General features: G+C 45.4%; 21 protein-coding genes, 1 other RNA gene and 4 pseudogenes. 22 read left to right on the forward strand and 4 right to left on the reverse strand.

Annotation, left to right across the window (positions count from 1 at the left end):
- Positions 1 to 100: 100 nt before the first annotated feature.
- From ssrA to H70357_RS36995, 5 genes and pseudogenes are all read left to right on the forward strand, one after another.
- Positions 101 to 465, forward strand: a transfer-messenger RNA (tmRNA) gene (ssrA, locus tag H70357_RS34740).
- Between the two features lie 254 nt (positions 466 to 719).
- A complete protein-coding gene (locus H70357_RS00945) occupies positions 720 to 2,273 on the forward strand; it encodes a glycosyltransferase family 39 protein (RefSeq protein ID WP_038584700.1) in 1,554 nt (517 codons plus the stop codon).
- Positions 2,274 to 3,160: 887 nt separating this feature from the next.
- Entirely contained in the window at positions 3,161 to 3,499 is a 339-nt protein-coding gene (locus H70357_RS00955) for a hypothetical protein (protein ID WP_038584705.1), read from the forward strand.
- Between the two features lie 79 nt (positions 3,500 to 3,578).
- Positions 3,579 to 3,755 (forward strand): hypothetical protein, encoded by a 177-nt coding sequence (locus H70357_RS00960; RefSeq protein ID WP_231578360.1) that lies wholly within the window; start codon positions 3,579 to 3,581, stop codon positions 3,753 to 3,755.
- Positions 3,756 to 3,889: 134 nt separating this feature from the next.
- Positions 3,890 to 4,302 (forward strand): annotated as a pseudogene (locus H70357_RS36995) (Rpn family recombination-promoting nuclease/putative transposase); the annotation flags it as partial.
- A 90-nt stretch (positions 4,303 to 4,392) separates the two neighbouring features.
- Here the strand turns inward: H70357_RS36995 and H70357_RS00970 are convergent.
- Positions 4,393 to 4,617, reverse strand: a complete 225-nt coding sequence (locus tag H70357_RS00970) for a helix-turn-helix domain-containing protein (protein WP_038584711.1) — start codon at positions 4,615 to 4,617, stop codon at positions 4,393 to 4,395.
- A gap of 287 nt (positions 4,618 to 4,904) precedes the next feature.
- Here H70357_RS00970 and H70357_RS00975 point away from each other — a divergent pair, with 287 nt between their 5' ends.
- Entirely contained in the window at positions 4,905 to 5,174 is a 270-nt protein-coding gene (locus tag H70357_RS00975; RefSeq protein ID WP_038584714.1) for a DUF6809 family protein, read from the forward strand.
- A gap of 80 nt (positions 5,175 to 5,254) precedes the next feature.
- Positions 5,255 to 5,760, forward strand: a pseudogene (locus tag H70357_RS00980) (Rpn family recombination-promoting nuclease/putative transposase); the annotation flags it as partial.
- 431 nt (positions 5,761 to 6,191) lie between these two features.
- On the opposite strand, the gene H70357_RS00985 reads toward H70357_RS00980, so the two are convergent.
- Positions 6,192 to 8,573, reverse strand: coding sequence for a glycoside hydrolase family 94 protein (locus H70357_RS00985; protein WP_038584717.1), 2,382 nt, complete (start codon positions 8,571 to 8,573; stop codon positions 6,192 to 6,194).
- Positions 8,574 to 8,995: 422 nt separating this feature from the next.
- On the opposite strand from H70357_RS00985, the gene H70357_RS00990 reads away from it, so the two are divergent.
- The 15 genes and pseudogenes from H70357_RS00990 to H70357_RS01060 form a co-directional block, all read left to right on the forward strand.
- Positions 8,996 to 9,325, forward strand: a complete 330-nt coding sequence (locus H70357_RS00990; RefSeq protein WP_038584720.1) for a hypothetical protein — start codon at positions 8,996 to 8,998, stop codon at positions 9,323 to 9,325.
- A gap of 24 nt (positions 9,326 to 9,349) precedes the next feature.
- Positions 9,350 to 10,531 (forward strand): hypothetical protein, encoded by a 1,182-nt coding sequence (locus H70357_RS00995; protein WP_038584723.1) that lies wholly within the window; start codon positions 9,350 to 9,352, stop codon positions 10,529 to 10,531.
- 9 nt (positions 10,532 to 10,540) lie between these two features.
- Entirely contained in the window at positions 10,541 to 11,314 is a 774-nt protein-coding gene (locus H70357_RS01000) for a hypothetical protein (protein WP_038584726.1), read from the forward strand.
- Positions 11,311 to 11,760, forward strand: a complete 450-nt coding sequence (locus tag H70357_RS01005; RefSeq protein ID WP_038584729.1) for a DUF5085 family protein — start codon at positions 11,311 to 11,313, stop codon at positions 11,758 to 11,760. Before H70357_RS01000 ends, H70357_RS01005 begins: the two co-directional genes overlap by 4 nt.
- A gap of 1 nt (position 11,761) precedes the next feature.
- Complete coding sequence (locus H70357_RS01010) at positions 11,762 to 12,226, forward strand: DUF5085 family protein (protein ID WP_038584731.1); 465 nt, start codon at positions 11,762 to 11,764, stop codon at positions 12,224 to 12,226.
- Positions 12,227 to 12,284: 58 nt separating this feature from the next.
- On the forward strand, positions 12,285 to 14,171 hold the full coding sequence (locus H70357_RS36210; RefSeq protein ID WP_052091740.1) for a hypothetical protein: 1,887 nt from the start codon (positions 12,285 to 12,287) through the stop codon (positions 14,169 to 14,171).
- 38 nt (positions 14,172 to 14,209) lie between these two features.
- Positions 14,210 to 14,956: a hypothetical protein gene (locus H70357_RS01020; protein ID WP_038584732.1), complete on the forward strand. Its 747-nt coding sequence runs from the start codon at positions 14,210 to 14,212 to the stop codon at positions 14,954 to 14,956.
- A 61-nt stretch (positions 14,957 to 15,017) separates the two neighbouring features.
- Complete coding sequence (gene essC, locus H70357_RS01025) at positions 15,018 to 19,643, forward strand: type VII secretion protein EssC (protein ID WP_038584735.1); 4,626 nt, start codon at positions 15,018 to 15,020, stop codon at positions 19,641 to 19,643.
- A complete protein-coding gene (locus H70357_RS01030; protein ID WP_038584738.1) occupies positions 19,636 to 19,887 on the forward strand; it encodes a hypothetical protein in 252 nt (83 codons plus the stop codon). The genes essC and H70357_RS01030 overlap by 8 nt, the downstream gene beginning before the upstream one ends.
- Before the next feature lie 36 nt (positions 19,888 to 19,923).
- Positions 19,924 to 20,223 (forward strand): WXG100 family type VII secretion target, encoded by a 300-nt coding sequence (locus H70357_RS01035; RefSeq protein ID WP_038584741.1) that lies wholly within the window; start codon positions 19,924 to 19,926, stop codon positions 20,221 to 20,223.
- Between the two features lie 17 nt (positions 20,224 to 20,240).
- The gene (locus H70357_RS01040; protein ID WP_038584744.1) at positions 20,241 to 20,543 is read left to right on the forward strand and encodes a pore-forming ESAT-6 family protein; all 303 of its coding nucleotides are present in this window, start codon (positions 20,241 to 20,243) and stop codon (positions 20,541 to 20,543) included.
- Between the two features lie 74 nt (positions 20,544 to 20,617).
- Positions 20,618 to 21,373, forward strand: a pseudogene (locus H70357_RS36435) (serine/threonine protein kinase); the annotation flags it as partial.
- 99 nt (positions 21,374 to 21,472) lie between these two features.
- Complete coding sequence (locus H70357_RS36440; RefSeq protein WP_052092410.1) at positions 21,473 to 22,261, forward strand: vWA domain-containing protein; 789 nt, start codon at positions 21,473 to 21,475, stop codon at positions 22,259 to 22,261.
- 133 nt (positions 22,262 to 22,394) lie between these two features.
- Positions 22,395 to 23,081: a PP2C family serine/threonine-protein phosphatase gene (locus H70357_RS01055; RefSeq protein ID WP_038584747.1), complete on the forward strand. Its 687-nt coding sequence runs from the start codon at positions 22,395 to 22,397 to the stop codon at positions 23,079 to 23,081.
- A gap of 267 nt (positions 23,082 to 23,348) precedes the next feature.
- Positions 23,349 to 23,639 (forward strand): annotated as a pseudogene (locus H70357_RS01060) (glycoside hydrolase family 88 protein); the annotation flags it as partial.
- A 631-nt stretch (positions 23,640 to 24,270) separates the two neighbouring features.
- Here the strand turns inward: H70357_RS01060 and H70357_RS01070 are convergent.
- On the reverse strand, positions 24,271 to 25,155 hold the full coding sequence (locus H70357_RS01070) for a TIGR03915 family putative DNA repair protein (RefSeq protein ID WP_081965640.1): 885 nt from the start codon (positions 25,153 to 25,155) through the stop codon (positions 24,271 to 24,273).
- The gene (locus H70357_RS01075; protein ID WP_063848062.1) at positions 25,155 to 26,465 is read right to left on the reverse strand and encodes a putative DNA modification/repair radical SAM protein; all 1,311 of its coding nucleotides are present in this window, start codon (positions 26,463 to 26,465) and stop codon (positions 25,155 to 25,157) included. Before H70357_RS01075 ends, H70357_RS01070 begins: the two co-directional genes overlap by 1 nt.
- Positions 26,466 to 26,554: the final 89 nt, after the last annotated feature.

Genomic DNA, 26,554 nt, shown 5'->3' on the forward strand with positions numbered 1-26,554 from the left:
GTAAAGCTTAATGCTTCTTTGCAGTCTTCTTGAAGAAGAGACTGTGGATCGGATCACTTTTGCTCGCTGGTCCGCTTAATCCGAAGCGCCCTTTTAATGAGGGGCCGTTCTTGGATTCGACGGGGGTAGTTCGAGCATGAGTAGCGAGTAGTGGGGACGCGTCCGCTTCATCAACGCTAAAGCCTATTAAACGGCAAACAACAAACAAACTACGCTTTCGCAGCCTAAGAAACTGTGTGCGTGCTTCTACCCTGCATCGCCCATGTGACAGGGATAGGGGCTAACAAGTAGTGGGATACGCTGTCTCATCTCCGCCTGCGGTGAGCTGAAGAAGACAATCAGGCTGACCCGAAGGGGACCCGGTTACGGGGGGCTTCTAGGGTGACATCAAATCCGTGACTACACTCGTAGAAGCTTATGTGCCGTTATCTTCGGACAGGGGTTCGAATCCCCTCGGCTCCATATGGAGTATCAGTGAAGACACCTTTAGGGGTGTCTTTTTTGTATGCCAACCTATTTAGTTCTTTTGCTCCTCCCAAGAGTTTGTCCAAACCGGGGGAGCAAATGATGGGGAGTCAATTCATTTTAAGCAGATTTTGGTTTTATGACGTAAATAGATAATTTTAATTAATTTAGCTTTATTAAACATATGACTATCGTGATATTTTGTTTTATGTTAATATTTTGATGTTATCAAGCTGAGACAAAGGGGTATTTTTATGCTAAGAGGGCTTCATAAAACTTTATATATTCTTCTTACTTTATTTATTGGATTGTTAATTGTTTCATCTTTCTTTATCAGAGCAGAGTATAATTATGTGGCATACGGTGATGTTCCCATTTTACAAGCACAACGATTAATTCCATTTCTTTTTCTAGTTATTGTGCTTGCTATTATAGGTGTTCTACTTTATAAACTATGTTTGAAGCTTAATACATACAGTGCAAAAATAATTATTCCTGTCGTGTTATCATTATCTTTTATTTTGCAATTATCAATTGTTCTTTTATTCCCAAGAATGCCGACAGATGACTCACAAATGGTAATTGAACTTGCTTTATGGATACAAACACATAATGACTATTCATCTTTTCAAGACACTGGGTATTTGCATATGTACCCTTTTAACTTTTCAACAGTAATGTATTTAAAAACTTTGTTGGAGCTATTTCCAAATCTAAATTATGTTTTGGTTTTTAAAATCTTTAATATTTTATTTACTCTCGTAACTACATTAATGACTTATTTAATATACAAACAATTGAATAACAAGCAGCATAACAACGAGTATGGAATTCTAATATTTGCAGCTACCTTTATACCGGCATTGTTTACTAATAACCTCATTTATAATGATATTATTTCTACTGCCTTTCTAACTAGCGCACTTTATTTTTCTATTAGGTTTATAAAAGGTAAAGAAATAAAACACATAATATTTGCAGCCGTTCTTTTAGCTATAGGAAATTATTTTAGAAGTATAGGTGTTATATTTCTCATCGCCATTATAATATGTATTTTGTTGAGTGTTCAAAAAATTGGATTTAAAAAATTATTACTTTCATTTTTTATACTGGGAATACTATTTAATAGTCCAAATTGGATACAGGCTATAGCATTAAAATCGACAGGTCAAGTAACTGAATCTGTAAATAAGAATTCTGCTCCTGTACATATGTGGTTGAATATGGGGATTAATTTAGAGAGTTTTGGATTTTATGATAATGGAGAAAGTTTTAATATTTACCAAAATCAAGCTAACAGGGACAAAGCAGAAAGCACCAAAATATTCAAGGAGTCTATTGAAAAAAAGTTGCGTGATTACAAATTTACGGATCTTGCTAAAATGTATTATAAAAAGGTTTTATGGACATGGACAGAAGGTACTTATCAACTTGAACGATACGGTATCAGTAACAGCGGCACTTCCGATACGGGACAAAGTATAATTGGCGGGTATAGTTACAAAACTTTTGCAACTGATTTATTCGATGGACAATCTAATTTTAGAAGTAAAACTTTATGGATTGTATACGTTATGAATTTTATTATGTATATATTTATTTTTATTAAATTAATAGGAAGTATAAAAAACAAGCAATTTAATGAGGTTTCATTAGTCTTAATAATTTTAGGATTTGTTGGTTTTTATATTTTGTGGGAAATTAAATCACGATATATTTATCCGATCTACCCTATACTAATTATTTTATCTTATATGGGATTAAGTGGTTTCCATAAATGGCTAATTTCGATCTTTCCATCGAAGTAACTTGTGATTTCAAATCATTTTATTAATTCTGTTCATTCGTGCGCAAGAAGACGGCGGTGGGCGAGTATGGCGAGCAGGAGATTACTATTCCCCGGGATCGAAACACCCTCAGTTTGTAGAACCCCTTTCCCAGCAAGGATTTTTTGGGGAAAGGGGTTCTACACGTCTTTTCCATTGTATTAAAACGTTACAGCTCCGCTCCCTTATATCCCATCTTCCGATAACCTTTCACTCTTTTCTTGAACATCGCCATTAACATAGGGACCTGAAGTCGATATAATCATATATTTTTACTTCTTCTTTATTCACATGACTTCGGTGCAAGCGGCCCGCGTATTGCTGCAAGGTGCCTGACCAAGAGATAGGATGGACAAGGAACAAGGTATCCAGTCTGGCATCATCGAAGCCTTCGCCTATCAATTTTCCGGTAGCGATAACCACACGTTCTTGATCATCTGGAATAGAGGAAATTTGGGCCCGTAGAGCCTCTCTCTGTTTTTTTTCATTCTGCCTCTAAGCACAATTTTGTTTTTCGCAAAAGACTGCAATCTCTCTGCAAAATATTCAGCATGAGCGGTTCGTTCAACCAGCAGCAGCGGAGAGCGGCCTTCATCCAGGCAGGTAAGCAAATCGTCAAAAATAAGAGTATTACGTTCCTCAACCGGAAGGAGATCATCATAATGCTGAAACTAAAAAACTCAACCATTAAAAAACATTAGAACAATCTTACGAGGGAAGAACTTGAAGCTGAAATCTTGAATATGGCCAAGAAATACCCGATCATTCAGGAGCATTATTTTTCAGTGTTATTTCCTGATCAAGGGGAGGTCTTAGCCAAGTACAAGAAAATTATTTAGAAGGAATTCGGCCATCATAAGGGGGAGATTTTGCGGTACCCGATTATGAAGAAAGCAATAAAGGACTTTAGTAATGTTTCAAACAATAAGGAGCAAATTGCTGAAATCATGGTTTTTACAGTGGAATGTGGAGTGGACTTCAAGCTTTCATTTGGAGACATTGATCAAAAATTTTACCATACTATAGCAAGCATATATGAACAAGCCTTAAAGCACATTGTAGACAATCAATTAGAAGACAAGTTTGTAGGTCGATGCAACCGATTAATGCTGAGCAGTCAGGATATTGGCTGGGGTTTTGGATTTGATATGATGGATTCGTATAATGACTATTTAGGACATTTGGATGAAGAAGAAGACTTTGAGTAGCTTATACGGACGAATTATTTAACCGTAAAAATCGAAATCCGAGTGAGCTGTTATCCTAATGCTTCCCCAGAGGAAAGAATTGCAACGGTTATTGAAAAGGGCCAATCAGCATGCAGTCGCAGAAGCCAAAAAGGCTGGAGCATCCATTTATTATATAAAAGATGGCAAGCGGATACGTGAAGACGCCACCGGGCAAAAATTCGAGATTACTTACGATGTAGCCGGAAATCGCACTGAGCTTGTTAGTCATGACTAAAACGGAGTCTGTAATGATGATTTTTGCTGGCACTAATAGACCCGGGGAAAGTATGAAGATATCAAGGAATGAGGTACAATTAACAAATTCTAGAATCCCTATACAGATAAAGATGATCCACTAGATAAACAATCCATTCGTTCCTGAAGAACGAGCAGTATCATAATGTGTTTCACCTGCGGGAAGACCGGACTGGGATATCTTTGATTGATGGCATTGAGGTCCATTTCTTGGAGCTGCCGAAACTGGATGAGTTTAGCGTTCCATCTGAGGGCGGATTGATCATTTGGCTGTTGTTTATGAGTGGTATTGGGAGGTGCTAAAAATGAATGAGCCGGGTTTGGAGAAGGCGATGGAAATCTTGCAATATTTGCAGGATTCAGACGCCAGACGGTTGTATGAGGCCAGACAGTAGTATTTGCATGATGAGGCATCTATGCTTGGAAGTGCAAAAATGGCAGGTATAAAGAAGGTAGCAAAGAACATGCTGACCTTGAATCTGGACATAGCGACCATTGCAAAAGCCACTGGACTAACGGAGCAGTAAATTAATAGTTTGAGGAAATAGATAATTAGGGAGCATCCAATTGAGCGGGTGCTCCTTTCTTATTGAAGAAATATCAAGCGTTGTTATGTCTCAATCTTTTTCAGTATCAACCAAGTCAATAATCTCACGAATATCCTCGATATTTAAAGCCTCTGCAATTTTAACTATATGACTGAAGCTAATACTTTCTCTCTTCCCGTTAGCTAACTCACTCAATGCTGCATGTCGAACATCGGATATTCTGGACAATTGCCGCAGCGAAATCTTATGCTTATTGGTCAATTCAGATATTTTTACTACAACTCTTTTCCCCACCTTAATCCCCTCACTTGTTCCGAGTTTTACCTTGACTATACGTATAAGCGTACCGTATAATGATTTTGTACTTGGTACGTATATGCGTACCGAATTGAAGTTTATTATTCTTTTTTTCACAACATGGAGTAGAGAATGCCTCTAAATTTGCACTAAAATGAGCAGGTAAATCTATTTCTACAAAAATGTATTATATTCATTGGGTAAGTTGTCTTAAATATCAAAACGTAACTGTTGACAGTAATGTATAAATGAAACTGATTCAGTGCCCCAAAAAGGAGGCCTCCATGCCAAGCATTCTCGAATCCCTATACCACGGTAGTTTGTTCCCTAACGAACACGTTATCCCCAAAGATTCTAATTATCGTCCGTTAAACAAACAGATCATCGAGTCTATAGAAACTTGGAAAAGCAAGCTGTCCGAAGGAGATTTTGAGGAACTGGAGTCTTTATTGGAGCTGTATTCGCAAGTGCAGGGGATGGATATGACGGCTGCGTTTGTGTGCGGACTCAAGACCGGAGCGGCGATGATGATTGAAATTCTAGTCGATGATTAAGAATGGCGAAAGCCCTCTTCGATTCTTCTCTAAAACCCTCAATGCTTCAAAACAGAAACCTGATTCAATCTGAGCAGTAGCTGAAGAAGTGCGTAGCGATTAATATTTTGAACTATTCGTTTTTGAAGAATGACCGGTATCATAATGTGTTCACCTGAGGGAAGACCGGACTGGGATATCTTTGATTGATGATATTGAGGTCCATTTTCTAGAGCTGCCTAAGTTGGATGAACATAGTGTTCCGACTGAAGGCGGATTGATCAATTGGTTGTTGTTTCTCAAAGGTGTTGATACATCATATTGGGAGGTGCTGAAGATGAATGAGCCAGGGCTGGAGAAGGCGATGGATACCCTGCAATATTTGAGTCGGGATTCTGAGGTCAGACGGTTGTATGAGGCCAGACAGAAGTATTTGCATGATGAGGCATCTATGGTTGAAGGGGCAAAGTCAGCGGGGATTGCAGAAGGTGTAAATAAAGGAAAAAGAGAAGTAGCTAAGAACTTGTTAGCGATGGGTATGGACCATGCTGCTGTCGCTAAAGCAACTGGTCTGAGTGAAGATGAAATCATGTCTATAATGTTTTAACGCCCGTATGGTTTGAGTTATTAATAATAAAAACAAGGACTATGGAGGGCAGGTCCAAGTCCTTGTTTTTTGTTTATAGCAAGCTCTCCGAAAATCTAGTACACATGTGAGTTCATATCTTTGAGAAGTCGTTCGCATTGATTTCTAATGTGAGCCAACCTTGTATTAAGTTGATCCAGGCCAAGGTTCATTACTTTAGAGTAAGGGACTCTAAACACATTTGCTAAACAGCGTTTGCGTTTGCATAGAGTACTAACATCGGCTCGCGCTGAATTGTGGCTCTACACCTCCACCTCTCGACTCCATAAAAAGTATCAGTGAAGACACATTAAATGGTGTCTTTTTTCATTTAAACAGCTATTCAGGGTTGTACATAGTGATTGAAAGGATTTATATGACACGAGTTCAGCTTCTGATTTTCGTTCCATGCTTTATCCCATAATGACTAGCACGTTGTTTTCAGCTTTCATTTTAGCGATTGGGATTAGGTCCCCTTGAATTTCTTCGCCGTTAATGACGATATGGGTAACCCCTTTTTGGACGCCGTTCTTGTTTTCTACCTGAATGTTCAGCTTCTTACCGCGGAATTCCCGCGCCATGGAGAAGTCATTCCAGCTGGAAGGAACACATGGGTTGATGCGAAGGCCATCCATCTGCGGCTGAACGCCCATGATGCCCTCCACCAGAGAGACCATCACGGTCGAGGCGGTGCCGGTGAGCCAGTGGACATGGGCCCGGCCTTGATACGGGCTGTCTTTGGACTCGACGAACTGACCATGCACGTAAGGCTCCAGTTTACGGATTTCGGCCTTATCGTTCATGCTGGCCGGACTACAATTCAGGAAATATTCGAACGCGCGTTCACCGTTGCCAATCATGGTTTCCGCTAAGATGAGCCATCCCTGCGGCTGGCTGAAGATGCCGGCGTTTTCCTTGGTGGAGGCGTTGAAAAGAGCCATCAGAGCCACTGGCAAACCGTACTCCCGGAACGGCGGGTAGAATAACATGGTGCCGTAATCGGTCCGCAGATTCTCGTACACTTTATCCATGGAGACCTTTGCCTGTTCCGGGCGGGCGGCGCCGCTTAATACGGCCCAGCTTTGCGGATTCAGCCAGATTTTTGCTTCATCATTCTCCCAGGAGCCAATTGTATAGTTATCTTCGGTGAATCCGCGGACGAACTGATCGTTCTCCCAAGCATGCTTCTGAATGTTCCCGTCGAGCTCATCAAGCAGGCCCTGTGCCCACTTTACGTCGTCCGGCTTGTTCTTATTTTGCGCGATTTCCATGAACACTTTGAAGGCCATGTACAGCTGGAAGGCGACGAATAGCGACTCACCCTTGGCTCCGAGACGCAGACAATCGTTCCAGTCTGCATGAAGCCCGACCGGCATGCCATGTGCACCCATACGATCCAGACTGAATTGAAGGGCCTGGCGCAGATGCTCGTACACCGTGCCTTCACCCTTATCTGAATAAGGTATCACTTCATCTGTAAAGCCCCAGTTGCCACTTTCATTTAAGTATTTAATTACGGTTGGGAACAGCCACAAGGCGTCATCGGCGCGATAGTGGGGATGACCGGTTTCCCGCACGTATTCCGGGTCGTCTGGTGTGCCCTCGTGACCAGGGTTATGATCAAACTTCACGAGTGGAAGTCCACCGCCGTTCGAGACCTGGGCGGAAATCATTAGTCTCAGACGCTCGAGAGCCATCTCATGATCCAGATGAATGATACCTTGAATATCCTGTACGGTATCCCGATAGCCAAGTCCGTTACGAAGACCGGAGTATTGGAAGGAGGCTGCACGAGACCAGATGAAAGTGATGAAGCATTGATATGCGTTCCAGGTGTTGATCATGTTGTTCAGATTATCGCTTGGTGTCTGGACCTGGAAGCGGTTAAGTTTGCTGTGCCAGAATGCCTTCAGTTCTTCGAGTTCCTTGTCCACGACAGACAAATCTTTGTAGTGGCTAAGAATTTCGGACGCGCCTTTCTCGTCATATTGTCCCAGAAGGAATGCGATTTCTTTCTCTTCTCCTGGCTGCAGCTCCACGTTGATCTGCAGAGCGCCGCAGGAGTTGGTGTTGTAGTTTAATGAATTGCTACATTGGCCGTTTGCAACGGAGGCCGGATTGCCGTAGCTGCGGTAATCGCCGAGGAACGTATCCCGGTCGCCGTCGTAAGCGGTTACCTCTGCGCCTGCAGCACCGAAGAATCTCCAGCTCCGATCCTCGGGAACGTTTTCATTGATGGATTGAAGGATCATATTGTTTTTGTAGTAGGTCCGTGAGATGAACAGCGTGTACTGAAGGTTGACAGTATCCTGCTCGTAATTGTTATTGTTGGTTAATTCGACAAATCCGAAGAGAGCCAGCTTCCGCGCTTTAGAGTCATTATTGCGGACCTTCATGCGCCACACCTCGTAGGTTTTGTTCAGCGGCACATAATATAATGATTCTGTATGGATATTGTCGTAATCCGAGACGATGTTCGTGTATCCGGTTCCATGATGGCATACCGACTTGTACTGATCCAGATCTTTACCCACGGGCTGCCAAGAACCGGACCAATAATCCCCGTTCTCCAAATCTCTCACGTAAATGTAGCGTCCAGGCTCGTCCTTTGAATTAAAATGGTAGCGGACATGCCGCCCGTTGGCTCCAGACTTTACAAAACTGTAGCCCCCTGCGTTTCCTGAGATAATGGCGCCGTATTCCGGCGAGCCCAGGTAGTTCGCCCAAGAGGCAGGCGTATTCGGTTTCGTAATGAGATACTCTTTGTTTTTTTCGTCAAAGTGACCGTATTGCATAACCATTCCTCCTATAAAGTGGATGATGGGCAGGGCAATAAACGCGCGTTCACAAACGGGTGAAGTTTCCCGGCCCAATTTCATTATAAGATAGTTTTAATCAACCTATAACCCCATATTTGTGAAAAATCAACAAAGAATATCAAACTAAGGATTTTTCAAGTTCTTCTAATAAAGGCGGGAAAACGGAAGGGTTTTATCGCCTTATTGATGTGTCGAAGGACTTTTTTTTCGTAATACGCAAAATTTAGTTTAACATGTCGTTTTTGATGGTAATGTATGTATATTGTGTGGTTATATAATGAATCAACCAAGTTTTTATGTATTCTGTATATGCATTAGGTCCACGGAAGCTTGTACATAGATCACATTTAGTGTTTATTTGGGTTGGGAGTTAATCTACCCTGCGAAAGGATGATTTTATGAAAATTGATGTCCAAAGGGAGAGCGGAATTGCCCGGGAGATCGGCCAGCATGAAGTTTCTCTGGGCGCAATCAAAGAAAATCTCGAGTTGTACAAGGAAAGTTTGAGAAAAAGCTGGGATGCAGATGAAACTATACATATGACACATGCCATGGAACTGATTCAAACGAGTATTGGAAGGGTCGCATCAAGTCTTAGAGGAATTGAGTCGGATATTATATCTACGGCAAATGCGATAAGACAAGAAGAAGATGCGAAGGAGGCAGCAGAAATCGCAGCTAGAGAGGCAGCAATGAAGCAGCTCAAGAATAGTCCGCATACTAAATAAAGTCTGTGCCGGGAGGACACTGTATTGAATACCATTTTCCTAGATGAGAATCTTATTCAAATTGCATCAACCCATCTTTCTAAGTACACCTCTGACTTATCTGACGCAGTGAGCAGACTTTCCCGGTTGCTTGGTCAAATTGACAATAGAGTTCTATCGCGAAGTGATGTAGGCAGCCGGTTAGGCAACCTGTGTAAAGAGCTGGGGGATTTACAGGAAAAGCTGGGGAATTTCAAGAGGTTTGTGGAGAACGAAAGTGGAAAATATTTTGATATTGAAGATTATTTGGTTAAAGTCGGATTGTCATTCAGCTCAAACCCCATAGACCAGTATGAATCTCAATTGGCTGGCGATCCTTTCTTTCTGCTGGCCTTCCGCAATGCCGTGAATGATGTATTCTCTGGCATTACAAACTCGGATACATTACTCCGGTATAAAGATTTGCAGTTTAAAACCGTTAAAAAAGACGGGAAGATTCTCATTCAGCTCGTCAATGCGGAAATGGTTACGGGCAGACACTATATGGAGTATAGAGACGGGTTGGTCCGGCTCTTGGGCGGGGAAAGTGGAACCTTCAAGAAGCGATACGTGAACCGGTTAATTAACGGGGATGGAATACCTCTGTATGTTGATGGCCATGGAGTTATCCAAGATAATATGGACCGTTTTAATAGACTGGCTCCTGTAGAACAATTCATCAATGGAAGAAGCAACAGATTACAAAATATGAAGGATGTATTCAAATCTTCTTATAAAGACGGGATGACGCTCTGGGATGATTTTAACTGGAAAAACACGACGGTCTTGTCTAAGGGCGGAAAGTTTCTAGGTGCAGCCGGGACGGTTCTGGCGGTAGGAGATAACTTTGTGGAGACATTCAGAGACGGCGGGAAATGGGATTTCAACTTGAAGAACACCGGTACTTTTGCTGTGAACACCACGGTGGATGTTGCCGCCGGTGCGGGTGCAGCAGCAACTGGTGCCGTTATCGGCTCGTTTGTGGTGCCACCCTTGGGAACTGTAGTGGGGCTCGCCACAGGCGTAGCTATAAACTTTGCCCTGAATGCCAAGTTCGGAGGTCCGCCGCCGAAAAGTGTAGTCGATCATACGAAAGATTTGGTTAACGATGCAGTGGATGCTACTTGCGACGCTATCAGTGGTGCTGTATCAAACATCGGAAAGGGCTTGAATAAATTGATATGGTAGGAGGCTCACATGTTAAAGCAATATAACGAGGAGTACTTCGCTAAAATAAAGGAAGCCGCGCGTGAACGCTTGCGTCCTGATAGTGTATCTGTATTTTTTATAGCTACCTTAGTGTTCAGTGCTGTAATGATCGCGGTTTCGCTTAATGCGGTTCTCTATGGTGATAACACCGATTCGAGATGGATGATTTATTTAATTGTAGACATAGTCCTCTGGGCATTCCATTTGCTGGCTGCGCTTTTATTTTATAATGAGAAATTGGCCTACAAATATCAAAAAATTCAGGCCTATATACTATGTTTCATTTCCCTGAAATTTTCACTTGAGATCTATTTGGTTTATTTTCTCATGTGTGAAGACAGGGGAGCGGAGCCGTTCATGACATCACTCGGTCTGCTGATGTTGTTAGGCGGAATTCTTTTTCTGATCCTCTCCACCTGGCGGGCAGTACATCGGGTAAAACAGGGTCATTTACGAAGAGGCGAAAAAGGATTATATAATTTTGGGGGGTCCAAGTCGTACATAAGTTTCCCTGTTATTTATCTCGGAGCCGTTATTGCCGGATTTGTGCCTAGGATGTTCGCGGATAGCAGCAGTTATACATCTTTTGAGCCTGTTATTGCCTTGGTGCTTAGTGTACTTATTCAGTATCTCACCGCAATGTTCTTGCCTGAATTCATCCTGCTGGCATACTGCAAAGGGCGGTTCCAATCTTTTCATATCCAACCACCCAACCAGCGTAAATCGAAGCAGCAGAAGCCACGGGGGGGACACAAGGCATGAAAATAAAGCGGACTCCGATTATATTCCATAACGTCATCAGTTGTACCAAAACCTGCAAAATAGAGGAATGGCATCAGCTGGCCAGAGAGCTTCGTAATTCCGTTGTAAGCAGTGGCTTATATGGCACAGGTCCGATCATTTATCAAGTTTCCAATCTGAATTTGGACGTAGGGGAGGCTGACTATTCCTTCTACATTCCTGTTAATGCACCTGTAGAGATGGAGAAAAATGAGGATTATCACTTTACGGAAACTTTGAACTTTACAGACGGGCTGCTGCTCAGACACGCTGATCTCGACGAGGATATCGAAGAATCATACGCTGTTCTGCGGTCATGCGCCGAATCCTATCAGCTAACGCTTGAGGAACCCTTTTACAATATCTATCTGGATGTCTACGGGGATGGAATTATTGATATCTTTGCTCCGGTCATTAAGGAGGGATAGTGTGGTAAATCCAAAGGATTCGATAAAGTACACCAGTGTTGTCTCCAGAAAGTATTATTTCTACTATAAGGATCTGGAGCAGCATCTATCCGATTTTATGAGTGATGTATTCAAGCTTAAGGCTACGATTAAAGGTCCCTTATTCTATTCTATAAACAATATTCCATTGGATGAAAAAATGCATGCTGAATTTTTTATTCCTATCCAAGAGGATTATCTGGACGTGACAGAAGATATGCATTTCCACAGTTATTTCTGCATCGACCGGATGATTTCTACTTGTGATCTTGCCGATTATGAAGCAAGCACGGAGACCTCTTATGGAGAGCTGCTTCACTATATGGAGAGCAATTATTTGCGCCAGACGACTCCCATTTTTCATATCGTTTCCGGGGACCGGACATTACCCTATTTGTTTATCAAAATCGGAGTCAGCGCTCAAAGTGCTGAGGAAATTTGGCTGTGAACGGCGGTACAGGACGGTTATCAGCGAATTGAACCGCATGTAGAAAGGATGCAAGGAGATGGCATTCAATCCAGAAACCAATGAAGAATTAGTGATTGATGGGAAGGTTTATGTTGTTCAGGGGCATCCGCTCATGAGTGAGATCCCCTACGGCCAAGAGGGCAGGCAAGGTACGGTGTATAAACTCACCAGCATTCAAGATGGCATTTCCAAAGCGCTGAAAGTATTCAAACCCGTCTTCCGGCAGCCTTCTAATGTATATTTGTCAGAGCAGCTTGCGGCCTTTTCAAAGATTGATGGACTTCAGGTCTGTGAACGGGATGTATTGATTCCTCAGCGGGACGTGCAACTGTTGGGAAGTCACCCGGAGCTGCTGTATGCTGTTCTTATGCCATGGATCAATGGTCCGACCTGGATGGATATCATACTGGAAAAGAAAGATATTCCCCAAGAAACGGCGCTTCATACCGCCAGATCCTTGGCTGAAGTGTTATCTTTCATGGAGCAGCGCGGGTTGGCGCATGGGGATTTATCAGGCTCTAACGTTATGATTCCCGGACTCCTGCATGAGATTATGCCCTTAGTCAAATCATGCATTCAGCTGATCGACATAGAGCACATGTATGCGGTCCACCTCGACAGACCTGAATATATGACGATGGGATCACCCGGATACTCTTCCGGGAGAAGTGATTATCAGCATCTTTGGAACAAGTATGCAGATCGTTATTCCGGCAGCATCCTGCTCGCGGAGATGCTGGCATGGTTCCATCCCGAGATTCGGGAAGCGGCATGGGGTGAAAGTTATTTTGACCCCGGGTTGATGGAAAATGATCAGGATAGAGTAGCCTTAATTAATAGAGTGTTGACTGAAAATTACGGCGGCGAGGTTGCGGGTCTTTTCCGTAAAGCATGGGAAAGCGACGCGCTATATCAATGTCCAGCATTCGGAGAATGGTATATTGCCTTATCATCGGTCAGCCTTGGCTACACGGACTCCTCCGAAGAGGACCGGGCGGAAGGAACAATGACTTCAACGGCCCTCCCATCCGTTCTTCGTCCGACTCCAATGGAAGAGTTGTCAGAATGGGATGAAGCGCCGCTGGGTAGAGCAAGAATGCTGGAAAGTTCAGGGGATTTACAGGGAGCCTTGGCGGCTTACACAGCATTGCTTGCCGGTCCCGTTGCTGATTCCTCTGTGCGCCATGAAATCGAAGTTTCCATACAGGTGATTCAGTCTCTGCTGGCTGAACAGCATTCGAAAGAAACTGCGCCGGAACAGGAAGAACCGCGCCAGCCGGCAGGCAAGAAATGGCGGCTCGGAATGCTGATTGCCTTGGCGGCAGCTATTGTGCTCGGCGGCAGTCTGACTGTAAGGGGAATGATGGGCGAATCGGAGCCCTCTAATGAGGCTACTGACGTTGCCGCTCAAGCAACGGTGCAGCCAACGGCAACAGCCCATCCAACGGTTGCCGCCAGCCCGTCAGCGGCTGCTCTGGCGCCCGTAACTACGGAAAAGCCGACGCCAAAGCCGACAGCTCAGCCGACGGTTAAACCAACGCCGAAGCCGACAGCCCATCCGACGGTTAAACCAACGCCAAAGCCGACAGCTCAGCCAACGGTTAAACCAACACCGAAGCCGACAGCCCATCCAATGGTTAAACCAACGCCAAAGCCGACAGCCCAGCCAATGGTTAAACCAACACCGAAGCCGACAGCTAAACCAACAGCCAAACCAACGTCGAAGCCGACAACTAAACCGGCGGCAACCGCCAAATCAGTAGCGAAGAAGCAAAAAATCAAAGCGCTGGAGGATAGCATTCTTTATGCCTACAACGTTGAAGATGATACGGAAAAGGTTATTCGTCTGGCTAAACAACTAAAAGCACTGGATAGCAATAACAAGCTGGCACGAAGCATGCTAAAAGAGCTTACAGGAGAGTAGTTATACAAAAGTACATATAACATTTAGGAGGAATAGATATGAAGAAGTTTATCTCAGGCTTTATCTGCGGTGGATTATTATTCGGAGGTGTTACCGTATTTGCGGCAGATTTAAAGGGAGCCCTATTCAATATTAATAGTGTTGAGGTGGATGGCGCGAAGATTACGGTGAATAGTAAAAATAAACCTTTTACATTCCAAGGCTACGCTTATTTTCCCAGCTATATGCTGCCTGAGCTGGGTTATGAACCTTCGCGTTCCCGTGACGGGAAGACTGTAATCTTAAATTCAACGGGCAAGAAGGTTTACGCAACCACCGGCACGATTGAGGCAGGCAATGATTTCCTGATCGGAGCCCCTGAAGTGGTTAATACGAACGCAGAGAGCAGCATTATGTACGACGGCAGCACTGTGATTAAAGAGCAGAACGGGACCACCCATTTGAATTATATCTATACGATGCTTGGAGACTATACTCCGGATAGCAAGGGACAAGCAAAGATTACCTATCAACTGGATGAAAAGTACAGACAGTTTAATGCGAAAGCGGCTCTAATTCAGCATAAGCTAGGAAGCGTCAGCACGCAGCCGGTCACGGTAGATGTTTATCTTACAAATAAAGGCGGGCAAACGACCTTATACGGATCATACACATACACGTCCACTCAAGAACCCCAAAATTTGATTGTGCCGCTTCGTTATGTGGATAAGATTACATTTGCGATAAGCAGTCTCGGTGCTTCTAAAGTGGAATTTGCCATGTTTGATCCAGTATTCATTAAATAGTAATCCTGCAGGAAGTTAGTGCCGGATATTTGGTGGATTTGAATAGGGAGTGAAGATACGCATGCAGCTATCACTGCTTAAAGACACGGTCATCTATACTTGTGTTCTTCCCGAGAAACAGAAGGGACAATACTGGATCACCCAGAGAAATGAACAGAATTATGAGGAGAACGTTATCAGCATTGAAGGCATTGAGGGGAAATGGATTCTAAAGTCCAATAAACAGGCCGTTATTCTGGACAGCAACAAGTCCACTATTAAGGAAATTGCCATAGAACCCATGAACATGTACTCCATTCATCTTATCCGAACGAATGAGTATGTAGTGCTCTTCTCTGAGCCTGTCTCCCGTGACAGGAACACCTTTAAGAAGCTGAAGTTTCATGCAAACAGCAAAATAACGATTGGACGGGCAGAGAATTGTAATCTGCATTATGCCAATAAGTATACCTCATCCCTTCATGCTGAACTGTTGATCAATGGCTCTACCCTGACGATTCAAGACCAGAGCAGCGCAAACGGAACGTTTGTGAATGGGAAACGGGTCACCAGCAAAGTGCTGAAACTAGGAGATGTCGTCTATATTATCGGTCTCAAAATTATTATTGGCCCCGATTTTATCGCCGTGAACAATCCGGACGGTCAGCTAAAGATCAAAGGAGCTGCGTTTCAGCCGTATGTTAAGCAGACGGCAGCTGTGGTTGAGGAGGAGGAATTGGAGGAGATCGCCGTTTCCCCTGAATTCTTCTACCGTTCTCCACGGTTTAAGCGGGATATTCAGCAGGCGGAATTTGTAATTGATCCTCCACCTTCACTCGGTAATATGGAACAATTACCAATCATGCTGATGCTGGGTCCGTCCATCACCATGGGGATGGCCTCACTTTTCACAGGGTTGTTTGCCCTCCAGAATGCACTCAGTTCCGGGGGGAATGTCAGAAATGCAATGCCTACTCTAGTAATGTCTATGAGCATGCTGCTAGGTACAATATTATGGCCTATCTTGGCCAGAAGACATGAGAGCAAGCGGAGAAGCCGGCGCAATCAGGAGAGAAATGTGAAATACAAGGCATATTTGGAAGAGCTCCGGCAAAAAATTGCAGATGAGTGTGCCTATCAAAGCGATATTCTACATGAGAACCTAGTGACTGTAGAAGATTGCGTTGGCCGCATAGAACAAAGGAAGCGTAATTTATGGGAGCGAACCCGCAGGCATAATGACTTTTTATCGCTTAGACTGGGACTGGGAACCGTTAACCTGCAGGCAGAAATTAAGCATCCCGAAATAAGATTCAGCTTGGATGAAGATGAATTGCGGAAGGAATTAGAAGAGTTCATCAAAGAACCGAAGCTCCTGAAAAATGTGCCGTTGCCGCTGTTATTGACGGAGGATTGGATAGCGGGAATTATCGGCACCAGGGAAGCCGCCGTTATGCTTACGAAGCAGCTGATCCTGCAGCTTACCGCACTTCACAGCTATGATGAACTAAAGCTCGTCTTTCTCTATGATACAAAAGAACAAGATACTTGGGGATTTGTGAAATGGCTGCCGCATGTATGGAATGAAGAGGGCAGTTTGCGGTTTGTCGCAACGGAGCTAAATGAAGTGAAAGAGCTGTCCAGTTATCTGGAAAAAGAGCTGTCCGCCCGGGAAATGCTCTCATCTGATGAAGAAATACGGGAGTTGTCGCCATATTACGTGATTATAGCTGCGGACAAGCAACTGGCGGGCAAAGCTGAAATAATCAACGGATTATTAAAGCAGAAAAAGAACCTTGGATTCAGCATTTTGCATCTTTATGATCAGCTTATGCATCTTCCCAAAGAGTGCTCTCTGGTGATTGAGTGCGACGGTGAAGATTCGAATATTTTTGACAAAGATAATATTTCCGGGAAATCGGTATCTTTCCGCCCTGATCCTTATGAGATCCGTAACGAGCTTGCGCTTGCTGTCCGGCTGGCTAACATCAAGCTTGACACATCAGGGTCTAAATATAATCTGCCGGATATGCTAACCTTCCTCGATATGTTTGGCGTCGGAAAGATAGAGCATCTTAACGCCTTAACCCGCTGGAAGGATAACGATCCGGTATTGTCACTGGGAACTCCCATTGGAGTGGATACCACAGGAGCCTTATTTCAACTGGATCTGCATGAAAAATTCCATGGTCCTCATGGATTGATTGCCGGAATGACAGGTTCGGGTAAAAGTGAATTCATCATGACCTTTATATTATCACTGGCAGTGAATTATCATCCTCATGAAGTGGCCTTTATCCTTATCGATTATAAGGGGGGCGGGATGGCAAGCGCATTCTCTAGCCTTCCTCATCTTGCAGGAACGATTACCAATTTGGACGGCGCTGCGGTAAAACGTTCGCTGATTTCAATCCAAAGCGAGCTGAAACGGCGCCAGGCCATATTTCAGGATATTCATAGCCGGCTTGGTCTTAGCAACATTGATATCTATAAATACCAAAGGCTTTACCGGGAAGGGCAGGTATCCGAACCGCTTCAGCAATTGTTTATCATTTCTGACGAATTTGCCGAACTTAAAACCCAGCAGCCGGAGTTTATGGAACAGCTGGTAAGCGCTGCGCGAATCGGACGAAGTCTGGGCATCCACTTGATTCTGGCTACTCAGAAGCCTGCGGGTGTCGTAGACGACCAAATCTGGAGCAATAGCAAATTCCGAATTTCATTGAAGGTCCAGGAGAGGGCCGACAGTATGGATGTGATCAAAAGACCGGATGCCGCCGAATTGTCCGTTACTGGCAGATTTTATGTGCAGGTAGGCTTTAACGAGCTGTTTGAACTAGGGCAATCTGCATGGGCCGGCGCACCGTATGATCCATCGGACCGGATGGAACGTACACCGGATCACAACCTCACGATAATTGATACGCTGGGCCGTATTGTAAAGCAAACAGCTGTGAATAAACGAAAAATCAGACAGGCCAATCCGGAGAAGCAGATTAGCAAGATTAATGAGTATCTATCCCACATTGCTGCCGAAGAAGGCATCAAGATCCGGCCGCTGTGGTTGGAGCCGATTCCTGCTGTGATTTATCTGCATGAATTGAAGAAGAAGTACCCTAACTCCCCTTCTTTTTATGGTGAGATTAATCCTGTAATCGGCGAGGTCGATGATCCGGTGAATCAGAGACAGCTGCCCATGACCTTCCCGCTCTCCCGGGACGGCAATGCGATCGTTTATGGTACGGCCGGAAGTGGCAAAACAGTCTTTCTGACGACACTTATCTTCTCTTTGATAGAGCAGTATACTCCCGAAGAAATCAATATATATATTCTGGATTTCGGTTCGGAAACGCTGGGAGCCTTCTCAGAAGCACCGCATGTGGGTGATGTAGTCTTCTCTCATGACAGTGAAAGGGTTAATAAACTCTTCCAGATGCTTCAGCAAAAAATAGAACAAAGAAAGAAAATATTCTCACCGTATGGGGGTGACTTCGGTTCTTATAATCGTGTATCTGCGGAACAAGAACCATCTATATTAGTCGTCATTCATAACTATTCTGTATTTACCGAGCTTTTTGAGGGTAAGGAAGAGGTGATCTCGCTACTCAGCAGAGAAGGCCTGAAGTATGGGATTTATTTTATGCTGACTGCTCTTAATACGGGAGCTGTACGGTACAAAACCTTGCAGAATTTCAAGCAGCTCTACGTGCTCCAGCTGAATGATCCATCCGATTATTCCGGTGTGCTCGGCAATGTAGGGGGCGTGTACCCTTCCAAATTGAAGGGCAGAGGTATCTTCAAGAAAGACAACGTCTATGAATTTCAGCTGGCCCATATTCAGGCAAACGGCAACAATCTGCTGAATGAATTGCGTAGCAGCTGCAGCAGCTATGCGAAACAATGGAAGGGAACAACTGCTGAACAGATACCGATCTTACCGGACAAGGTGGATCTTGCCTTCCTCAAGAAGGATATTCATCGCTGGAGGGACGGATTGATTCCTGTAGGGGTGGAGAAAGACAGCCTGAAAGTATCCTATATGGACCTCAGCCAAGGCTATATTCAGTTGGTAGCTTCCCGCGATCATGATATGTCTACTTTCATGCAGGGCCTGGTCGAGGTACTCTCCGAGCAAGGCTCTTCTGATTCGGAGCTGTTGGTGCTAGATGCCAATAGACAGTTTACGGAAGACTTTCACGGGAGCTGCCGCTATATCAATGACCATAGTGATGCTGCCGAGCAGGCAGTTATTGAATTGTTCAATATGCTGGTGTTGCGGAATAACGCCTTTAAGGATGCACTCGCTGCCGGCCAGCCGGTTCCTGTATTCAATAAACTGACGGTAATTGTGCTGTCGGTATCGGCCTTGCTGTCCAGGCTATCCGTAGATGCCAAGGATAAGTGGAAAGTTCTGCTTGAGAAGGGGAGCGCCGCCTATCAGGTTCATTTTATATTGGCTGAACGGGCTGCTAATATCGCGGCATTCTCCTTTGAAGCTTGGTTTAAAGAGCATGTGGCTGGAGGTGAGGGGATATGGATTGGAGACGGTTTTACCGATCAGTACCACATGAAGCCGGCCAGATTCAGCCAAGAGATGTACCGCGAGATTGGGGACGGCTTCGGGTACGTGGTGCATCGCGGGAAGGCTGTTCTGGTGAAGCTGCTGTCTGCCAGTGCGCTCGTGGAGGAGGAGGTCCCCGTTGGATAAGATCATTATTGAGCTCTATATTCCGGCAATCAGCCAGACACACGATGTGATCATTCCTTTGGATCTTCGTCTGCATGAGATCGAAGGCCTGCTGGCAGCTGCAATCATGGAGCTGTCGGGAGGGGTCTATATCAGATCAGAAGATACCGTCATCTGCGATAAAGAGACTGCTACAGTGCTTGATATTAACCTATCGGCAAGGGAGCTGGGATTAAGTAACGGCTCCATGCTGATGTTAATATAAATTTTATGTTTTTTTAATCAGAAAGGAGTAGAAATAATGTCGAAAATTACTGTGGATCCTGCACGGCTGGAATCAGCAGCACAGAAGATGGATGGTCAAGCGTCTGAGTACGCCACGCAATACAAGAAGTTATTCACAGAGGTAAACGCTATGGGTGCCGCTTGGAAAGGGGCCGACAATACGGCATATGTTACCCAGATTCAAGGCTTTGAGGAGGATTTTAAGAACATGTACGATCTGCTGCTTAAATACTCCGAATTTCTAAAACTGAGCGCCAAGATGTACCGGGATACACAAAGTGAAATTATCAATTCTGCTAAAAAATTAACTAATTAAAGAAGGGGGCTGCATGTATGTCAACGGAAGGAATTCAAATTTCTTTACCTGAGGTAGCGAATACTGCCGGAACGATCCGATCCATTAATGAAAATCTTAGCGCCAGACTGGACGAAATTAAAATGGAGATGAACGCACTTGCCTCCACCTGGCAAAGTGATGCAAGCAATACCATTCGTGAGAAATTTAAAGGAATGGAACCCCGCTTTGAGGAATATAAGAACGTCATTATTTCCTATGCTACTTTTTTGGATACAACAGTAAAAGGATATGAAGATACGGAAAACGCGATAAAAAACAATGCGAGCCAATTCAAATAACAGCTTCTATAGGAAGGGTAATGGACAATGTCCGTTGCCCTTATTAGCACTGAACCAGGGATAGGAGAAGGAATATGTTGACTAACGGAGAGATTCTTGGAGGAAGATATCTGGTAGAAGAGCTTATTGCCAGAGGTGGCATGGGTGCTGTATACCGGGTACGGGATACCAGATTGAATCGTAAGATTTGGGCGGTTAAGGAAATCATTATCGATGCTGAAACCGATGGCAGCAGCTTTCTGGAAGAAATACGGATTCTCAGCAATCTGTCCCACCCGTACATCCTGAAGATAGCGGATTATTTTGAGCCGGATGATGAGGGAAGAAGTTATCTGGTGATGGAATATGTGAACGGGCACACGATTGAAGAGATATATGGGGATAACAAGACGCCGGTAACAGTGCAGCGTGCGCTTAAATATGCCGTGCAGCTATGCGAAATTCTGAACTATTTACATGAACAGCCTAAACCGGTGATTTTTCGTGACTTAAAGCCTTCAAATATTATGGTGGATGAACACGACAATTTGAAGCTGATCGACTTCGGAATTGCAAGGACCTTCAAGAAGGGGCAGTTAAAGGATACGGTAGCATTAGGTACAATGGTGTTTGCAGCACCGGAGCAATTGGAAAATGGGCAGACGGATTTCCGGACCGACTTGTATTCAATGGGTGCCACACTTTACTTCCTGCTCACCGGTGGGAAATATTATTCTTCCGTTCACTCTACCTTTGCGCTCATCTCTCCTGAGGTTCCATTGGAATATGTGAAGCTGATTAAAAAATTACTTGAAACGGACCCGGATCAAAGGGTTCAAAGCGCGCGTGAAGTGAAAAAACATTTAGAAAACATCGCTAAACTAATGATCGATAAAACACCGGTCGTTGAACCGACGGTTATGATCAATAATCACGACGGAGCTTCACCAATGACTGGAGATTTAACCGGGGGATTAGCCCCCAGGGAAAAATATACAGTACAGGCTACGCAAAGCACTCCGGCATTGATTATTTATCTCATTGATGTTAGTGCTTCAATGGGGTTGGAAATGAATAATGTCAGAAGAATAGATTTAGTGAAAAAAGCATTGGTTTCTACCATAAAGCAAATGGTCTACCGCTCCACTAAGGGGAGCCGGATTGCAGCACGTTATCGGATCGCTATTCTTCCTTACAGTGACGAGGTGGACGACTTGCTGGGAGGCATCAAGGCGATCGATCAAATTGCCAGGACGGCGACGCTGCCAGAGCTTACACCCATGCGATTTACGGATACAGCACTTGCGTTTCAAAGAGCGGAGGAATTGCTTCTGGAACAGTTGCCCCTTATGCAGAAGTGTCCGGCTCCATTGATTTGCCACATGACTGACGGCGTGCATACGGGAGAGGATCCCGAGCCGGTGGCCAAACGGATCATGGAGATGAGTGTGCCTGATGGGAATGTGCTTATTGAGAACATTTTTATAAATGATCATTTTCTCGAAGAGCCTGTTAACGACCCGCGGAACTGGAAGGGGATTCTGCCCGGAATGAATCTGAAGGATGACTATGCGCTTAAACTCAGAAACATGTCTTCTGCACTTCCGGAAAGCTACCGTAAGATGATGACTGAATTCTCTTATACTCTGCAGAGCGGAGCTCTGATGATGCTGCCTGGCAGCAGTCACGAAATGGTATCTTTAGGCTTCCAGATATCTGCGTCTACTCCGATACGATAGGACAGTGATGCTAGAGATGAGATTATTTCAGATTGACCAACGATTGGAATATCCTCTGTCGTCACTGCAAGCAGGGCCTTTTTCCATACGCTGCACCTATGCCCGTTCCAGAGAGACACGGCAGGGAGATGATATGGGGCAGGACTATATAACCTATAAAATAACGGATGACAGCATCCTGTTCTGTGTATGTGATGGGGTCAGCCAGTCCTTTTACGGAAATTTAGCAGCAAAATACCTAGGGGATTCTCTGCTGAAATTCATGTCTGAATCCGATTGTTTTAATTCTGCGGACAGCGAAGTTGTAAAGTACAAGTTATCTTCAGGCTTGCAGCAAATGACCGCCCCGGCTACAAATATGATCAACCATTATGAACTCCCTTCGCATATTGGCGGCCTCTTCCGTGAAGTACTGGAGGAGAAACGCTTGAAGGGCAGCGAGACTACATTTGTATGCGGGAAGATTAGCTACACGGCTGACAGCAACAAGGGTCAGATCACCGTAGCCTGGCTGGGAGATACAGCTATTCGTCTCTTCGATCATGGCACTGAGATTCCAGGCTTAGTAAGCGGGTTTTCCCAATGGAACCGTTGGTCGACTTGTCATGGTGTTATGGGAGAAGGACCTTCTATTCTGTCTATGGATCTTGCAAAAGGTTCCGGTGGACCGAATTGTATACAAATATTCACGGACGGACTAATGGGGTACAGGAATTGGAAAAGGTATCCGGAAAACGCGGAACTTCGACAGATGATTGAAACGTCGTATAACCATGTTGCCAGTGATGATGTTTCTTTTTTGGAAATTCGCTGGAATTAATTGTTGGTTAGTCCTAACCATTTGAGTAGGGCTGCCAAATAAGTTGAGAAAATAAACTATACATAAGTAAAACGGACATTGTGGTGATTGTCCTTTATTTAAGTATAATACAAAATATGGTAATCTGGATTCTGATAATATACTCTTAATCTTGGATGTGGTCCATGGAATGAAGCCCTAAGAGCAAGATGGCCCGCAATAAAGCACTGAATTGCATAAAATGGAGCACCCTTTAAAAGACATCCCATCCGGTGTCTTTTTTCTTTTTCCGCCTCTGCCATCGCCGCCTGCGGCCTGCTGGAGATAGCCGGACAGATGGATGCGGGCGATCCGGAGCGCCAGTTTTTCCTGGACGCTGCGGAGGCATCAGTGAAGTCACTGGCAGAGCATTACTCCACGCAGGGTGCCGAGGAAGCGGAAGGTCTGCTGAAGCATGGTTCGTACTCCGTTAGAGGTGGCGAGTCCCCGGATGACTACACCATCTGGGGCGATTATTACTATCTTGAAGCATTGATGCGGCTGGAGCGGGGCATTCCGGGATACTGGTACGAGCGGTAGCCCGGAAGCAAGCTTGTTCTTTCAAGCTGGAGAAGCATAAGCAAGAGCACCTGGATGGGTGCTCTTTGTGCTTCTAGAGCAGATGGCCTGCTGAAGCGGATTAAAATAGGCGAATGATCAGGGGACGCAGGTTCCAGCCGCAAGAACACTCCTCCAGAGTGTTTTTTTAAAGATAAGAATTTATATGCTAGAGCGTGACTTCAAACTGGAAGAGCACTGGGGAAGCAGGGATTTAGTATTGAAAGTAGGGTCCCTAAAAGCCCGCAGCGGGCTCGTTTACTCGGGAAGGACTCAGGAGACGCTAAGGAGAGTAAAACCTCTGTTTATTCTCCTTTGCGGACCCAGGCGACCCTATCAGCTCTGCATTCTATTTAAAAACGGCCATCAGGGAGAAATAACTGCGCTGGAGTCCATTTTCCTACTGTAACAGGCTAAGAGCCCCAAATAAGTGCAACTCGGTCCGTTCGTGCTCAGAGCCAGGAATACACTTTCCGGATGCACACACACGCCTTCGTAAGAAGAAAGAAGTCTCTGAAACACCGAAACGTAAACCTCTACCGAAAAAACTACCTGGTGGCGAAACGCCTTTCTCCGCGTGTGATGAGAAAATGTGTACTGTAAATTGTCCTTATCATTCTCGCTGAAACGGATCTCGTCCTTGTAAGGACGACGCAGCTGTTTCTACTTGGTGCAATTCACGCCGCTCCTTGCTCTTCAGTCGTGTAGTTTGCGCCTGTTTTGCTGTGAGCGCCGGTACCGCCGCAGTGCCCCCGTCCATTTCCGTAAGATGCTTCCAGTAACGTTTGGGCATCAGGGAGGAACGCAGCCGGTCGTTGCGGCGCTCCTGAATACCGATGGCAGTATAGAATTTCTTCCACAGGCGGCGATAGGCCTCCTCAGCCGCATCCGGCTCCGGGGGTATCCATTCTTGGAGTGGAATAATGGCTTCTTGCCCGGGCTGATGGATCAGCGCCATCCTATGGGTCTTGTCATAGATCATGAAGCTTTCGCCCTGAAACCGGTCGCAGAAATGCTCCTGAATGACAGGGAGCACGTAGTTGCGGGGTTCAATCACCGCTGCCATGACCGGACCGTAAACGGAAAACCGCACAAAACCGAGAAAGAGATGCCCTTCCCGCCGCAGATGCTGTACCGCCTTCTGCAAGGCGTTCACGGTATCATCGGCAAGCATGTCCATAACCTTGCGGCCATGCGTGAAGCCGAGATACAGAAAATTCAGCAGCAGCAGTTCCTTGTCTGGCGTACATGTCCAGAATCCTAAACGGACAAGCTCTTCGGCCTCAGGACAGATGCGCAGAGGTATGGAGCGCAGTACGCGGTCTGCTTTGACGTTGTCGGTCTCAATCCATTTGGATTCCAGCAGCAGGCCTTGCCCTTCACCCTCTGAATGTATGGTTAGCGGAGTTTCTTTCCATTGGTAGCTCTCAAACACGCAGCATAGCAGGCCCTCAAAGCTGCCGTCATAGGTATAGGCCAGAGCGGCCGTCTTGAACATCAGGAGGATTCTCCTTTCCTCAGTCCTGCCGCTCCCGCTGCAGGCAAGGCTGCCAAATACGTGTCATCGAACAGGGAAAGCTGCTCGTACTGCGGCTGTAGAAACGGGGACAGCTCTTGGCCGGACATGAGTGAACGAAGCAGGGTATGCTCGCCGACTTTTAACCCCTCCAGCATTTTCCCCTTACAGGTAATGAAAAATTGAGCGCGCTTCAGCACGACACCGAGCTTCTTAAGCGCGTAAAAATCCAATGTCCCCGCCCGCCGTGCTTTTACAATCCGCTGAGCACTCCTTACGCCGATGCCCGGTACACGCAACAGCGTTTCGTACGGCACACGGTTGATTTCAACCGGGAACTGCTCGCGGTGATTGATGGCCCAGCTGCATTTGGGATCAAGCAGCGGATTGAAATTGGGCGCCGCTTCATCCAGCAGCTCCTTGGCCTGAAAGCCATAGAAGCGCAGCAGCCAGTCAGCCTGATAGAGCCGGTGTTCCCGCAGGAGCGGCGGTTTGGTGTCCAGGGAAGGCAGCAGCGAATGCTCTACCACCGGGGTGTAGGCAGAGTAAAAGATACGCTTCAGCCCATACTTCCGGTACAACCCTTCCGTGAGGTTGAGAATCTGGTAATCGGTATCCGGTGTTGCCCCTACGATCATTTGTGTACTCTGCCCGGCCGGTGCGAAGCGGGGAGCATGGTTGTATTTGACAATGTCCGAAGAATTCTCGTTTATCTTCTCTTTAATAAGGGCCATCGGTTTCAGAATGGACTGTTTGCTCTTATCCGGAGCAAGCCGGCCCAGACTTTCCTTGGAGGGCAGCTCGATGTTGACGCTCATGCGGTCGGCGAGCAGGCCGAGTCTGGACAGTAATATATCATCTGCGCCGGGAATCGCCTTCACATGGATATAGCCCCCGAAGTGATGGACGTTCCGCAGCAGCTCTAGAGCGGCAATCAGCTGCTCGGTTGTATAATCGGGGTTACGCATAATGCCGGAGCTGAGAAACAGGCCTTCTATGTAATTGCGGCGGTAGAACTGCATGGTGAGGTCTGCGATTTCCTCCGGTGTAAATGCAGCCCGGCGCGTCTGATTCGATTTGCGGTTGACACAATAGGCGCAATCATAAACACAGCTGTTCGTCATGAGCACCTTTAGCAGTGAAATGCAGCGGCCGTCGGCCGCAAAGCTGTGGCAGATACCCATACTGACGGCATTGCCCATGCCTCCGGCCTGACTTTTGCGGTCCGACCCGCTTGAGGTACAGGCCACATCATATTTGGCCGAAGCCGTTAAAATTTCGAGTTTCTCCATGATATCCACGGTCAAATCCCCCTCACTTGGGAAAAGTATAACCCGAACAAATGTTCTTGTCAAAATCAAACAAATACATAAAAATACAC

Origin of the sequence: Paenibacillus sp. FSL H7-0357, assembly GCF_000758525.1 — a bacterium.
Classification (GTDB): domain Bacteria; phylum Bacillota; class Bacilli; order Paenibacillales; family Paenibacillaceae; genus Paenibacillus_AQ.